Source organism: Streptomyces sp. NPDC097640, from assembly GCF_040302705.1.
Taxonomy (GTDB): Bacteria; Actinomycetota; Actinomycetes; order Streptomycetales; family Streptomycetaceae; genus Streptomyces.
The window spans coordinates 389,954-406,423 of sequence record NZ_JBEOSB010000002.1 but is presented as its reverse complement, the minus strand read 5'-3'; the positions used below and the strand labels follow the sequence as shown (position 1 = coordinate 406,423).

Annotated in this window: 1 protein-coding gene; it reads right to left on the bottom strand. The window is 75.1% G+C overall.

Annotated elements, in window-relative coordinates; translation table 11 throughout:
• Positions 1-34 precede the first annotated feature (34 nt).
• Positions 35-16,450, bottom strand: a complete 16,416-nt coding sequence (locus tag ABTY62_RS03730) for a type I polyketide synthase (RefSeq protein ID WP_352127715.1) — start codon at positions 16,448-16,450, stop codon at positions 35-37.
• Positions 16,451-16,470 lie beyond the last annotated feature (20 nt).

Genomic DNA, 16,470 nt, shown 5'->3' with positions numbered 1-16,470 from the left:
GTCCTGCGCCCCTTTTCCTGCTCGCCGCTCACGCTCAGATGCCGAGTTCGTTGTCGATGAAGTCGAAGACCTCGTCCCGCGTCGCGGAGCGGATGTGTTCGGCCGTGGTGGTCTCCGTGGCCGCCTCGTCCGCGTCACCGCCCCAGCGCGCCAGCAGCGCCTCCAGCCGGGCCACGATGTCCGGGTGGGAGCCCGTGCCCGCCGCGACCGTCGCGAGGCTGCTCTCCAGCCGGTCGATCTCCGCGAGCACCGAGGCCTCGGTGACCTCGTCCTCGCCCAGGGCGGCCCGCAGATGTCCGGCGAGTTCACGGGGCGTCGGATAGTCGAAGATCGAGGTGGCGGGCAGGGTCAGCCCGGTGGCCTCGCTCAGCCGGTTGCGGAACTCGACCGCCGCCAGGGAGTCGAAGCCGAGGTCCCGGAAGGGTTTGCCCGGCTCGATCCCGTCGATGGTGGCGTGTCCGAGCACCTGGGCCGCCTGGGTGCGGATCAGCTCGACCAGCGCCTGCTGCCGCTCGGGGCCGGAGAGTCCGGCGAGCCGCTGGTCCAGCCGCGCCGCGGTGTCCGGCGCGGGCTCGGCGGGGGCCTGGGCCCGCCGGGCCTCGGGGATCTCGTCGAGCAGGGTGCTCGGCCGCGCCGCGGTGAACGACACCGCGAACCGCTCCCAGTCGACATCCGCCACGGTCAGCAGCGGCTCGTCGTGGTCGATGGCCTGCTGGAGCACATCGAGCGCCGCCTGTGGTGCGAGCGGGCGGACGCCGCGCCGCCGCAGATGCGCCTCGGCGTCGTCCCGCGCGGCCATGCCGCCCCCGCCCCAGGGTCCCCAGGCGATCGAGGTGGCGGTGCGGCCACGGGCCCGGCGCCGCTGGGCCAGGGCGTCCAGATACGCGTTGGCCGCGCCGTACGCGCCCTGGCCGGCGCCGCCCCAGACCCCGGCGGTCGACCCGAACAGCACGAAGGCGTCCAGGTCGGTGTCGGCGAACAGCTCGTCGAGGTTGCGGGCGCCGTCGACCTTGCCGCCGCAGACGGCCGCCAGCTCCGCCGGGCCGGTGTCCGCGATGCCGGTGGGCGACGCGATGCCCGCGGTGTGCATCACCGCGCCGACCTTGACGCCGTCGGCGGTGAGTTCGCTGAGGAGGGCGGCCAGCGCCTCCCGGTCGGCGACATCGCAGGCGGCCACCGTCACCCGGGCGCCCAGCTCGGTGAGTTCGGCCTCCAGCGCCGCGGCCTCGGGCGCGGCCGGGCCCCGGCGGCTGGTGAGCACCAGGTGTTCGGCCCCGGCGCGGGCCAGCCGACGGGCCACATGGGCGCCCAGCGCCCCGGTGCCTCCGGTGATCAGCACGGCTCCGCGCGGTGTCCAGCGGGGTCCGGCGTCCGGGGCGGTCAGCGGCGCCCTCGTCAGCCGCCGGACCAGCAGCCCGCCGGACCGCACGGCCACCTGGTCCTCGCCCGTGGCGCCCGCCAGGACGGCGCACAGCCGGGCGGCGGCGCGCGGATCCGCCTCGGCGGGCAGATCGACCAGCCCGCCCCAGCGGTCGGGGTGTTCGAGGGCGGCCACCCGGCCGAGGCCCCAGAGCTGGGCCTGGTCGGGGTCGACGTCCTGGTCGCCCGCGACCGCCACCGCGCCACGCGTCACCCACCACAGGGGCGCCGCGATCTCGAGCTCGCCCAGCGCCCGCACGAGGGCGAAGCCCGAGCCCAGGGTCCACGACGGGTCCGCGGTGCCGGAGAGCGCTAGCAGGGACAGGACGCCCCGCACGGGCGCGTCGGGCCGGGCGGCGCGCAGCCGCTCGGCGATGGCCTCGGGCGCGTGGCCGGTGAGGTCGGCGCGTACGACATCGACCCCCTGGCGGGTCAGGGCGTCGAGGCACTCGTCGGCGGCCGCTCCGCCCGCGGTGACGACCAGCCAGGTGCCGGTGAGCGCGGCGGCCGGTTCGGCGATCGGCCGCCAGGTCACCCCGTAACGCAGGTCCTGGAGCGCCGAGCGCTCCTGGGAGCGGCGGCGCCAGTCCGACAGCACGGGCAGCATCTCCCGCAGCGGAGAGTGTCCCTTCTCCTCTCCGTCCACGCCCAGCGTGCGCGCCAGCGCATCCGCGTCCCCGCTCTCCACGGCGGACCAGAACGCCTGGTCGGCCGCCGTGGCGGGGCCGCCGTCGGCGGTGGGCGCGGGCGCGTCCAGCCAGTAGCGCTCGCGCTGGAAGGCGTAGGTGGGCAGGTCGAGCCGCGCGGCCGGGGTCAGCGTGGGCCAGTCGACGGCCGTGCCCCGGGTGTGCAGCCGGGCCAGGGCCTGGGTGAACGTGGTGATCTCGTCGTGGTCCGGCCGGGTGGTCGGCACCGCGAGGGAGGGGATCTCCGTGGTGATCGAGGCGAGGTGGTCGGCGGCGAGCGCGGTCAGCGTGGTGTCGGGGCCGATCTCGACGAAATCGGTGACACCCTGCTCGCCCAGCCACTTCAGCCCGTCGGCGAACCGCACCGCCTGCCGAGCATGGCGCAACCAGTAGTCCACACTGCCGATCTCCTCGGCCGTGACCGCCTCTCCCGTCACGTTGGAGACGATCGGAATACGCGGCTCACCCCAGGCGACACCGCTCAGCACCTCGGCGAACTCCGCCAGCATCGGCTCCACCAACGGCGAGTGGAACGCCCGCTCCACCCGCAACCGCCGCGTCCGTCGACCCTCCTCCCGGGCCAACCCCACCACCCGCTCCACCGCATCCTCGGCACCGGACACCACGACCGACCGCGGGCCGTTCACCGCGGCCACCGCCAACCGCTCCGCGTCCCCGCCGATCCACCCGACGACCTCAGCCTCCGTGGCCTCCACCGCCGCCATCGCACCACCCGAAGGCAGCCCCGCCATCAACCGGCCCCGCGCCGCCACCACCCGCGCCGCATCCCCCAACGACCACACACCCGACACATGAGCCGCCGCCAACTCCCCCACCGAATGCCCGATCAGGAAGTCCGCGCTCACCCCACAACGCTGGAGCGTCCGGAACAGCGCCACCTCGAACGCGAACAGCCCCGCCTGCGTGTAATCCGTCCGATCCACCAGCTCCGCCTCCGCCGAACCGGCCTCGGCGGAGAGAACCTGGTCCAGCGGCAGGCCGAGCAGCCCGTCGAACGCCCGGCAGACCTCTTCCAGCGCCTCGGCGAACACCGGCAGCGCCGACAGACCACGCCCCATACCCGGCCGCTGTGAACCCTGACCCGAGAACAGGAACGCGGTCGAGCGGCCGGATGTCGCCACTCCCGACACCACGTGCTCCGTGGTCTCCCCCGACACCACCGCGGCCAGGCCGCGCAGATGGTCCTCACGGTTCCCGGCGATCACCACGGCGCGGTGTTCCAGCGCCGCGCGCGAGGCCCCCAGCGACCAGCCGATCCGCGCGGAGTCCGCCTCGCTCGCGATGGCGAACTCGCGCAGCCGCGCGGCCTGACCGCGCAGTCCGGCCGCCGAGCGGCCCGACACCACCCATGGCACGGGGCCGGAAACCGGAGCCGCGTCGATGGGCGCCCCGCCGTCGTTCCGACCCTCGTTCCGGTCGTCGGGCGCCTGCTCGATGATCACGTGCGCATTGGTGCCGCTGATGCCGAACGAGGACACCGCCGCACGGCGCGGCCGCTCGTCCTGGGGCCACGGCCGGCCCTCGGTCACCAGCTCCACCGCGCCCGCCGACCAGTCCACATGCGGGGTCGGCTCATCCACGTGCAACGTACGCGGCACCAGCCCATGGCACATCGCCAGCACCATCTTGATGACCCCGGCGACACCCGCCGCGGCCTGGGTGTGGCCGAGGTTCGACTTCAGCGAGCCGAGCAGCACCGGGTGGTCGTCCGCCCGCTCCTGCCCGTAGGTCGCGATCACCGCCTGTGCCTCGATGGGGTCGCCGAGCGGGGTGCCGGTGCCGTGCGCCTCGACCACGTCCACCTCGGCGGCGGACACCCCGGAAGTGGCGAGCGCCTGACGGATGACCCGCTGCTGCGACGGGCCGTTCGGCGCCGTCAGCCCGTTCGACGCACCGTCCTGGTTCACCGCCGTGCCCCGCACCACACCGAGGATCCGGTGTCCGTTGCGCCGGGCGTCCGACAGCCGCTCGACCAGCAGCAGGCCCACGCCCTCCGACCAGGTGGTACCGTCCGCGCCGGCCGCGAAGGACTTGCACCGGCCGTCCGGCGCCAGCCCCTGCTGCCTGCTGAACTCCACGAAGGCGGCCGGGGTCGACATCACGGCCACGCCGCCGGCCAGGGCGAGCGAGCACTCACCCTGACGCAGCGCCTGCGCCGCCAGGTGCAGGGCGACCAGCGAGGACGAGCAGGCGGTGTCCACCGTGACGGCGGGGCCCTCGAAGCCGAAGGTGTAGGCCAGGCGGCCGGTGGCGATGCTGCCGGTGTTGCCGTTGCCGAGGAAGCCCGCGACATCTTCCGGGACGGTCCGCAGCCGGGTGGCGTAGTCGTGGTGCATCAGCCCGGCGAACACCCCGACCCGGCTGCCCCGTACGGCGCCCGGGTCGATGCCCGCGTCCTCGAACGCCTCCCAGGAGGTCTCCAGCAGCAGCCGCTGCTGCGGGTCCATGGCCACGGCCTCGCGGGGCGAGATGCCGAAGAAGGCGGGGTCGAACTCGGCGGCGTCGTAGAGGAAACCACCCGCGCCCACCGGGCCGTCGGGGCCGTGCAGCTCCGCGACGTCCCAGCCGCGGTCGTCTGGGAACCCGGAGATCGCGTCCCGGCCGTCCATGACCAGCTGCCACAGATCCTCCGGCGACCGCACCCCACCCGGGTAGCGGCAGCTCATCCCGATGATCGCTATCGGCTCGTCGGCCGCGGCCACCGTGCGCGCCTCGTCGGCGACGGCCTCGCCGGTCACCAGCTGGGACCGCAGGTGGGCGGCCAGCGCCGCGGGGGTCGGGTAGTCGAACACCAAGGTGGCCGGAAGCCGCACGCCCGTCGCGGTGGCGAGCTGGTTGCGCAGCTCCACGGCCGTCAGCGAGTCGAAGCCGAGCTCGGAGAACGGCCGGTCGTCCGCGACGGCGCTGCCCGGCGCGTGGCCCAGGACGGCGCCGACGTGCCGCAGCACCAGCTCGAGCAGCGCCTTGTCCCGCTCGGCCTCGGACATCGTGTGCAGCCGCTCCCGCAGCCCCGTGTTCGCGCCGGACCGCGCGGCGCGCCGGGCCGGGGTGCGCACCAGCGCCCGCAGGACCGCGGGGACGGCCGGGCCACCGCCGCGTACGGCGGCGAGGTCGAGCGCCATCGGCACGAGCACCGGCTCGTCGGCGGCGAGGGCGGCGTCGAACAGCGCGAGCCCGTCCTCGACCGACAGGGCCGAGATCCCGCCGCGGGACACCCGCGCCAGGTCGCGCTCGCTCATGGCGCCGGACATGGTGGAGCGCTGCTCCCACAGGCCCCAGGCCAGCGACCGGGCGGCCAGGCCCCGGGCGTGGCGGTGGCTCGCCAGCGCGTCCAGGAACGTGTTGGCCGCGGCGTAGTTGGCCTGGCCGACGGCCCCCGTCACACCCGCCGCCGACGAGAACAGCACAAAGGCCGTCAGGTCCATTCCGGCGGTGAGCTCGTGCAGGTTCCAGGCCGCGTCCGCCTTGGGGCGGAGCACGGCGTGGAGCCGCTCGGGGGTCAGGGAGGACACGATTCCGTCGTCGACCACACCGGCGGCGTGGACCACGCCGCGCAGCGGCCGGCCGGCCGGGATGGCGGCCAGCGCGGCGGCCAGGCTGTCGCGGTCCGCGGCGTCGCAGGCCACCACGGTGGCCTCGGCGCCCAGCTCGGCCAGTTCGGCCACGAGTTCCTCCGCGCCTGCGGCCCGGGCGCCCTGCCGGCCGACCAGCAGCAGGTGGGCCACGCCGTGGACGGCGGCCAGGTGGCGGGCCACGGCGCCGCCCAGCGTGCCGGTGCCGCCGGTGATCAGGACGGTGCCGCGCGGATCCCAGACGGGCGCCGCAGCGTCGCCGGGCGCCGCCGCCCGGGTCAGCCGGGGTGCGTACAGAACGCCGTCGCGGAGCGCCAGTTCGGGTTCGTCCGCGGCCCACGCGGTCCGTACGGCGCGGATCAGCCCGGCCGCCGCCGCGTCGGGGTTGCCTTCGGTGTCGGGGTGGTCTTCGGTGTCGAGGTCGAGCTGCACGATGCGGTCCGGGTGCTCCGACTGGGCGGAGCGCACCAGACCCCGCACCGCGGCCTGCGGCAGGTCGGGGGCCCGTCCGTCGACGGAGGCCGCGTGACGGGTGACCAGCACCAGCCGCGCCCCGTCGGGCCGGTCGTCGCCGAGCCAGGCGCGTACGGTCTCCAGTGCCCAGCCGGTGGCCGCCCTGGTCGCGTCCGGCGTGTCCCCGGGGAAGTCCGGGCACACCGCGAGCACCGCGTCCGGGGCGGGGGTGTCGCCGCGGTCGACGGCGTCCAGCGCGGCCAGGTCCTCGTACCGCTCGGCGTCGATCCCCGCCGCGCCGATCAGCGCGGCGGCGTCGGCCCCGAGGGCGGCCCACCGGAGGGCGGCCGCGCCGTCCTCCCCGGCCACCGGGGCCACCTCGGCCCAGCCGGGCCGGAAGAGCGAATCGCCGTGGGCGCGCGCGGCCTGGAGCTGGTCGCCGGTGACCGGGCGCAGGGCGAGCGCGTCGATCGACGCCACCGGCAGCCCCTCGCCGTCGGCCACCGTCACCGCGATCCCGGCGGCGCTGGTCGGGGAGAGACGGACGCGCAGCGCCGTGGCCCCGGTGGCGTACAGCCGCACGCCCTGCCAGGAGAAGGGCAGACCGCTCGGGGCGTCGGTGCCGTCCGCCGCGGTCAGCAGGGAGATGCCGTGCAGCGCCGCGTCGAGCACCGCCGGGTGCAGGCAGTAGCGGTCGGCCTCGGCGGCCGCCGCCTCGGGCAGGCGGACCTCGGCGAACACCTCGACGCCGCGCCGCCAGGCCGCGGTGAGCCCCTGGAACGCAGGTCCGTAGCCGAGCCCGCCGTCGCTCAGCCGGTCGTAGACGCCGTCCAGCGCGACGGGGGCGGCGCCCTCGGGCGGCCATACGCCGGGCTCGGCCGGGCCCGTAGGCGCGCCTTCGGAGAGCACACCCGTGGCGTGGGTGGTCCACTCCTCGGTGTCCTGGCGCCGCGCGTACACCGCGAGGGTCCGGCGGCCGCTGTCGTCGGCGCCGCCCACGGTCAGCTGGACCCGCACGGTGGCGTCCTCGGACAGGATCAGGGGCGCGTGCAGGGTCAGTTCCTCGACCACGTCGCAGCCCACTTCGTCGCCCGCGCGCAGCGCCATGTCGACGAAGGCGGCACCGGGGAACAGAACGGTGTCCAGCACCGCGTGGTCGGCCAGCCAGGGCTGTTCGGCCAGCGAGAGCCTGCCCGTGAGCAGTACGCCGTCGCCGTCGGCCAGGCCGACGCGCGCGCCGAGCAGCGGATGGTCGGTGGCCTCGAGCCCGACGGAGCCGACGGCGGCGTCCACGCCCACCGGGGCGGTCCGCTCGGGCCAGTAGCGCTGCCGCTGGAACGCGTAGGTGGGCAGGTCGAGCCGCGCGCCCGGGGTCAGCGTGGGCCAGTCGACGGCCGTGCCCCGGGTGTGCAGCCGGGCCAGGGCCTGGGTGAACGTCGTGATCTCGTCGTGGTCCGGCCGGGTGGTCGGCACCGCGACGGCCATGTCTGCCGCAGCCTGGTCGGCGGCCAGACTGCTCAGCGTGGTGTCGGGGCCGATCTCGACGAAGTCCGTGACACCCTGCTCGCCCAGCCACTTCAGACCGTCGGCGAACCGCACCGCCTGCCGGGCATGGCACAGCCAGTACTCCACACTGCCGATCTCCTCGGCCGCGACCACCTCACCCGTCACATTGGAGACGATCGGAATACGCGGCTCACCCCACGCGACACCGCCCAGCACCTCGGCGAACTCCGCCAGCATCGGCTCCACCAACGGCGAGTGGAACGCCCGCTCCACCCGCAACCGGCGCGTCCGCCGACCCTCCTCACGCGCAAGACCGACCACCCGCTCCACCGCGTCCTCGGCGCCGGACACCACCACCGACCGAGGACCGTTCACGGCGGCCACCGCCAACCGCTCCGCGTCCCCGCCGATCCACCCGACGACCTCAGCCTCCGTGGCCTCCACCGCGGCCATCGCGCCACCCGAAGGCAGCCCCGCCATCAACCGGCCACGCGCCGCCACCACCCGCGCCGCATCCCCCAACGACCACACACCCGACACATGAGCCGCCGCCAACTCCCCCACCGAATGCCCGATCAGGAAATCAGCGCTCACCCCGCACGCCTCAAGCGCCCGGAACAGCGCCACCTCGAACGCGAACAACCCCGCCTGCGTGTAATCCGTCCGATCCACCAGCTCCGCCTCCGCCGAACCGGCCTCGGCGGACAACACCCGGCCCAACGGCACACCCAACAGCCCGTCGAACGCCCGGCACACCTCCTCCAGCGCCTCGGCGAACACCGGCAGCGCCGACAGACCACGCCCCATCCCCGACCGCTGTGAACCCTGACCCGAGAACAGGAACGCCACCCGCCGGCCGTCCTGAACGGCACCGCTGACCACTCCGCCCGCGGACTCCCCCGCGGCCACCGCGTCCAGCCCCGCCAGAAACTCCTCGCGGTCCGCCGCGACCACCACGGCGCGATGCTCCAGTGCGGCCCGCGAACTCGCCAGCGACCAGGCCACGTCCGCCGTCTCAGGGGCTCGGTCGGCCACGAACGCGCGCAGCTGGGCGGCCTGGCCGCGCAGCCCGGCCGCCGTACGGCCCGACACCACCCACGGGACGGCCGCGCCTGCCTCGGGCGCCGCCTGCCGCTCCGGCGCGGGCGGCGCGTCGGCCATGGGCGCCTGCTCCAGTACGACATGGGCGTTGGTGCCGCTGATGCCGAACGAGGACACCGCCGCACGGCGCGGCCGCTCGTCCTGGGGCCATGAACGGCCCTCGGTCACCAGCTCCACCGCACCCGCCGACCAGTCCACATGCGGGGTCGGCTCATCCACGTGCAACGTACGCGGCACCACGCCATGACGGATGGCCATGACGGCCTTGATGACCCCGGCGACGCCCGCCGCGGCCTGGGTGTGTCCGAGGTTGGACTTGACCGAGCCGAGGAGCAGCGGCCGGTCCTCCGGCCGGTCCTGGCCGTAGGTGGCCAGCAGCGCCTGCGCCTCGATGGGGTCGCCCAGGGCCGTGCCGGTGCCGTGCGCCTCCACCATGTCCACCTCGGCGGCGGACACCCCGGAGTTGGCCAGCGCCTGACGGATCACTCGCTGCTGCGACGGGCCGTTCGGCGCCGTCAGCCCGTTCGACGCACCGTCCTGGTTCACCGCCGAACCCCGCACGACCGCCAGGACGTCATGGCCGTTGCGCACCGCGTCCGACAGCCGCTCGACCAGCAGGACACCGACGCCCTCGGCGAATCCGGTGCCGTCCGCGTCCGCCGCGAACGCCTTGCAACGGCCGTCCGGCGCCAGCCCGCGCTGCCTGCTGAACGACACCATCAGCGCCGGGCTGGGCATGACCGTGACGCCACCGGCGACGGCCAGGGTGCACTCGCCCTGCCGCAGCGCCTGGACGGCCAGGTGCAGGGCCACGAGCGACGACGAGCAGGCGGTGTCCACCGTGATCGCCGGGCCCTCCAGGCCGAAGGTGTAGGCCACCCGGCCGGACGCCACGCTGCTCGCGTTGCCGGTCAGCAGGTGTCCGTCCAGGCCGTCGGAGGCGGTGAACAGATTCACCCCGTAGCCGGAGACCGAGCCGCCGAGGAAGACACCGGTCGGGGAGCCGTGCAGGCTGCCCGGGTCGATGCCCGCGCGCTCGAACGTCTCCCAGGTGGTCTCCAGCAGCAGCCGCTGCTGCGGGTCCATGGCCAGCGCCTCACGGGGCGAGATGCCGAAGAACTCGGGGTCGAAGTCGGCCATGTCGTGCAGGAACCCGCCCACGCGGGTGTGCGAGGTGCCCGGCCGGTCGGGGTCCGGGTCGAACAGCGCGTCGAGGTCCCAGCCGCGGTCCGTGGGGAACGGCGACATGGCGTCGCGCTCCTCGGCCACCAGCTGCCACAGGTCCTCAGGCGAGCCCACCCCGCCGGGGAACCGGCAGCTCATGCCCACGATCGCGATCGGCTCATCCGCCACCACAGCCACCGCCGCAGCAACCGGAACCGCGGGCACGGACACGCCCTCGCCATCCGCCCCCAGCCGTACAGCCAGCTCCGCCGCCAACGCCACCGGCGTCGGGTAGTCGAACACCGCCGTCACCGGAAGCCGCAACCCCGTCGCCGCACCCAGCCGGTTCCGCAACTCCACCGCCGTCAGCGAGTCGAACCCCACATCCTTGAACGCCCGATCCGCACCCACCGCCTCGGCACCACCATGCCCCAACACCACCGCCGCCTGCGCCCGCACCAACTCCGTCAACACCCGATCCCGCTCGGCCACCGGCAACAGGGCCAGACGCTCGCGCAGACCGCCCTGTCCGGCAGCGGCGTTCGCGGCCACGCGCTTCGCCGAGGCGCGCACCAGACCGCGGAACAGCGGAGCCACGGCCTCCTGCTTGCGCAGCGCGGAGAGATCGAGCCGGATCGGCACCACCTGCGGGCGCGGCATCCGGGCCGCCGCGTCGAACAGCGCGAGCCCCTCGTCGGTGGCGAGCGCCTGAACACCCGTGCGGCCCATCCGGTCCAGGTCGACCTGGTCCAGCTGCCCCGTCATCGCGCTGCGGTCGGCCCACAGGCCCCAGGCCAGCGACTGCCCCGGCAGCCCCGCCCGGCGGCGGGCCTGCGCCAGCGCGTCCAGGAACGCGTTGGCCGCCGCGTAGTTGCCCTGCCCGGGCGCGCCGAACACACCCGCGGCGGACGAGAACAGCACGAACAGCGACAGATCACGGTCCCGGGTCAGCTCATGCAGATGCCACGCCGCGTCCACCTTCGGCCGCAACACGGTGTCAAGGCGCTCCGGCGTCAGCGCCGACACCACCCCGTCATCCAGCGCACCCGCCGCATGCACCACACCACACAACCCGGGCAACCCACCCAACAGCCCCGCCAACGCCCCACGATCCGCCACATCACACGCCACCACCCGCGCCGCAGCCCCCAACTCGGCCAGCTCCGCGACAAGCTCCGCCGCACCCGGCGCCTCCAGCCCACGACGACTGGTCAACACCAGGTCGGTGACGCGATGTTCAGCGGCCAGATGACGGGCCACGGCCGACCCGATGACCCCCGTACCCCCCGTGATCAGCACGGTCCCGTCGAGCGGACCGGACGGCGGGGTGGTCAGCACCACCTTGCCGGTGTGACGAGCCTGGCTGACGTAGCGGAAGGCGTCCGGCGCCTGCCTGGTGTCCCACGCGGTCACCGGCAGCGGCGAGAGCACCCCCTGCTCGAACAGCTCCACCAGGTGCGCCAGCATCTCCTGGACGCGGTCGGGGCCGGCCTCCCCCAAGTCGAACGCCCGGTACGACACGCCGGGCCGCGCGGCGCCGACCTCGTCGGCGTCACGGATGTCGGTCTTGCCCATCTCGAGGAACCGGCCCCCCGGCCCCAGCAGGCCGAGCGAAGCGTCCACGAACTCCCGGGCCAGCGAGTTCAGCACCACGTCCACGGCGCGGAACCGGTCGGCGAACTCCAGGGTGCGCGAGGACGCCAGCCGCTCGCCCGGAACACCCATGCCGCGCACCACCGGCCACTTCGGCTCGCTCGCCGTCGCGTACACCTCGACACCGAGGTGGCGGGCCAACTGGACGGCCGCCATACCCACCCCGCCCGCGGCGGCGTGCACCAGCAACGACTCGCCCGCCCGCACCCCGGCCAGGTCCACCAGCGCGTAGTAGGCGGTCAAAAACACGGCGGGCACCGAGGCCGCCTCGGCGAACGACCAATCGCCCGGCATACGGACGACCATGCGGGCGTCGGCCACCGCCAGCGGACCGGCGTACGCGTCCGCCAGCAGACCCATCACCCGGTCCCCCACCGCGAGACCGGTCACCTCCGGGCCGACCTCGACCACGACACCGGCGCCCTCGCACCCGAACACCGCGCCGGACAGCGGAACGACGCCCAGCGCGACCAGGACGTCCCGGAAGTTGACGCCGGTCGCGCGCACCGCCACCCGTACCCGGCCCGCGCCCAGCGGCGCCTCGGCCTCCGGGCACAGCACCAGGCGCAGCCCGTCCAGGGCGCCGCCGGTGTCCAGGTCCAGGCTCCACGCCTCCGCGCCGTCGGGCACCGCCAGGGCTCCCGCGTCCGTCGGGGAGACCCGGCCGAGCCGTGGCACCGAGGCCACGCCCGAGCGCAGCACGGCCTCCGACTCGCCGGCCGAGGCCGCGGCCGCCACCACGGCGGCCAGCGCCGCCGCCGACTCCGCGGCACCGTCGATGTCCACCTGGAGAATCCGGCCGGGGTGCTCGGAGCTCGCCGAGCGCACCAGGCCCCGCACGGCGGCCTGGGCGACATCGACCCGCTCGCCCGGCTCCGCCGCGATGCCCCCGCGGGTCACCAGGACCAGCCGGGTGTCCTCCAGTTCGGGGTGGCCGAGCCACTCCCGTACCACGCCGAGCACCTGGGCCAGGAGCTCCCGGCTCGCGGCCGGGGCATCCGCGCCCGGGGCTGCGGCGGGGCAGGGCAGCAGCACCGTCACGGGCAGCGACTCGTCACCGCGCGCCGCCGCGGCCACCGAGGCGACATCGGGGTACGACGGGGCGTCAAGGCCCGGTACGGCATCCTCGCCCAGGACCGCGACCGGCTCCGCCGCCGCGTCGGAGGCCACCGGCAGCGGCGTCCAGACCACCTCGTACATCGAGTCCGCCGCCGGGCCCGCCACCGCGGCCGCGGTGAGCGGTCGGGAGGTGAGCGCGTCGACGGTGAGGACCGGGAGCCCGGCGTGGTCGGTCATCAGCACCGAGACCGCGTCGGGGCCGGCCGGGGCCACCCGGACCCGCGCCGAGGTGGCGCCCGTGGCGTGGATCCGGGCGCCGGAGAAGGAGAACGGCAGCTTGCGCTCCCCGCCGTCCTCCAGCAGCACCACGAGGCTGCTCTGCAACGCCGCGTCCACCAGGGCCGGATGCACCCCGAACCGCCCGGCCTCGCCCGCCGCGGGCTCGTCCAGCGCGACCTCGGCGAACACCTCCTCGCCGCGCCGCCACACCGCGCGCAGCCCCTGGAACACCGGCCCGTAGGCGTAGCCCGCCTCCGCGAGGCGCTCGTAGACCCCCTCGGTCGGCACCGGCGCCGCGCCCTCGGGCGGCCACACCGTCTCCAGGGCCGCCGCGGGCTGCTCGGCGCCACCGGCGGTCACCGTGCCCGTCGCGTGGCAGACCCACTCCGCGCCGTCCTCGTCCGGCCCGGGGCGGTGCGGCCGGGAGTGCAGCCGTACCGCGCGCCGCCCCTGCTCGTCGGCCGGGTCGACGCCGACCTGCACCTCGACCGCGGTGTTGTTGTTCGGTATGAGGAGCGGGGCCCGCAGGACCAGTTCCTCCAGCCGGTCGCAGCCGGCGTACTCCCCGGCGCGCAGCACCAGCTCCAGCACGGCCGCGCCCGGCACCAGGGCCCGGCCCGCCACCGTGTGGTCGGCGAGCCAGGGGTGCGAGCCGGTGGACAGCCGGCCGGTGAACAGGGCCCCGCCGCCCTCGGCCACGCCGATCCCGGCCGCCAGCAGCGGATGCCCGAGCGGCGAGAGGCCGGCGCCCGCCAGGTCGCCCACTCCGGAACCGGTGCCCGACAGCCAGTAGCGGCGGTGCTCGAACGCGTACGTGGGCAGGTCCACCCGCTCGGTGTCGCCGCCGAACACGGCCCGCCAGTCGGGCCCGACGCCACGCACCCACAGCTCTGCCAGGGAGGTCAGCACGCGCCCCGGACCGCCCTCGCCGCGCCGCAGCGTCGCCACCGCCGTCACATCGGTGTCCGCGGCATGCCCGGCCTCCTCGATCGCTCCCGCCAGCACCGGATGGGGGCTGACCTCGAGGAACACCGTGCTGTCGTCGCTGATGAGGGTCCGTACGGTCTCGTGGAAGCGGACCTGTCCGCGCAGATTGCGGTACCAGTACTCCGCGTCCAGCGTCGCGCCGTCGGCGAGCGCGGCCGTGACGGTGGAGTACATGGGAATGTCCCCGGCCCGCGGGGTGATCGGGGCGGCCAGCTCCAGCAGGGCGTCGCGGACCTGTTCGACATGCGGTGTGTGCGAGGCGTAGTCCACCGCGATCGACCGCGCCCGCAGCCCCTCGGCCTCGGCCGCCGCCATCACCTCGGCCAGTACGTCCGGGCTGCCGCCGAGCACCGTGGCCGCGGGGCCGTTCACGGCCGCGATCCACACCCCGTCGCGGTCGGCCAGCAGCTCCGTCACCCGCTCGGCGGAGGCGGCGACGGACACCATCCCGCCCTGGCCGGCCAGGTCCTCGGCGATCACCCGGCTGCGCAGCGCCACCAGCCGGGCCCCGTCCTCCAATGAGAGGACCCCGGCCGCGCACGCCGCCGCGATCTCGCCCTGGGAGTGTCCGACGACCGCCGACGGCACCACGCCCATCGAACGCCACAGCGCGGCCAGCGACACCATGACCGCCCACAGCACGGGCTGCACCACGTCCACCCGCTCCAGCGAGCCGCCGCCCCGCAGCACCTCGAGCAGATCCCAGTCGATGTGCGGCGCGAGGGCCTCGGCACACCGCTGGACCGACTCGGCGAACGCGGGCGAGGACTCCAGCAGTTCGGTGGCCATGCCCACCCACTGCGAGCCCTGGCCCGGGAAGACGAACACCACGCCGTCGGGGGCCTGTGCCCCGACGGCACCGCTCACCACGTGGGTGGCGGGCTCCCCGGCGGCGAGGGCGTCGAGACCGGTCAGGAAGGCGTCCCGGTCCCCGGCGACCACCACCGCGCGGTGCTCCAGCGCGGCGCGCGACGACGCCAGCGACCACCCCAGGTGCCGGTCCGCCTCGGCGGAGTCGGCGGCGAAGGTGCGCAACCGGGCGGCCTGTGCGCGCAGTCCCTCGGCGGAACGGCCCGACACCGCCCACGGCAGCGCGCCGTCCGCCGCCGCGGGGGCGAAGGGGGCGGGCGCGTCGGAGACCTCCTCGGCCTCGGGTGCCGTGACGGCCGGCGGCTGCTCGATGATCACATGCGCGTTGGTGCCGCTCACCCCGAACGAGGACACGGCGGCACGCCGCGGCTGCCCGGTCGAGGGCCAGTCGGTGTTCTCGGTCACCAGCCGCACCGCGCCGGACTCCCAGTCCACATGCGGGGTCGGCTCGTCGATGTGCAGCGTCGCGGGCACGGTGCCGTGCCGCATCGCCATCACCATCTTGATGATTCCGCCCACGCCCGCCGCGGCCTGGGTGTGGCCGAGGTTCGACTTGAGCGAGCCGAGCAGCAGCGGGCGGTCGGCGGGCCGGTCCTGACCGTACGTCGCCAGCAGCGCGTCCGCCTCGATCGGATCGCCGAGCGTGGTGCCCGTGCCGTGCGCCTCCACGACGTCGACCTGCACCGGGGACAGTTCGGCGTCGGCCAGGGCCTGCCGGATGACCCGCTGCTGCGAGGGCCCGTTGGGCGCGGTGAGCCCGTTGGACGCGCCGTCCTGGTTGACCGCCGAGCCGCGCACCACGGCCAGCACCTGGTGGCCGTTGCGCACCGCGTCCGACAGCCGCTCCACCAGCAGGACGCCGACGCCCTCGGAGAGGCCGGTGCCGTCGGCGCCGCCCGCGAAGGCCCGGCACCGGCCGTCGCGCGACAGGCCCTGCTGGCGGCTGAACTCGACGAACACCTCGGGGGTGGCCATCACCATCACCCCGCCGGCCACGGCCATCGAGCAGTCGCCCCGCTGGAGCGCGTTCACCGCCAGGTGCAGCGCCACCAGCGACGACGAGCAGGCGGTGTCCACCGTGATCGCCGGCCCCTCAAGACCCAGGGTGTAGGCGATCCGGCCGGAGATCACGCTGTCCGCGCGGCCGGTGAGCAGATAGCCCTGGACCTCCTCGGGGGCGTCGGTCAGCTCGCCGCCGTAGCCGTGGAAGCTGGACCCCATGAACACGCCGGTGCGGCTGCCGCCGAGCGACGCCGGGTCGATGCCGGCCCGCTCGAACAGCTCCCAGGACGTCTCCAGCAGCAGCCGCTGCTGCGGGTCCATGCCCAGCGCCTCACGCGGCGAGATGCCGAAGAAACCCGCGTCGAAGTCGGCGGCGTCGTACAGGAAACCGCCCCGGTTCACATACGAGGTCCCGGGCCGTTCCCCGGCCACGTCGAACAGCCCCGCCAGGTCCCAGCCGCGGTCCGCCGGCACCTCGGAGATGGCGTCCGTGCCGTCGGCCACCAGGCGCCACAGCTCCTCGGGCGAGGTCACCCCGCCGGGGTAGCGGCAGCTCATGCCGACGATCGCCACCGGCTCACCGACCGCCGCCTCCGCGTCCCGCAACCGTGCCCGCGTCTCCTTCAGCTCCGCGGTGACACGCTTGAGGTACTCGAAGAGCTTTTCTTCATTCGCCATGGGTGACTGGTCCATCCTTG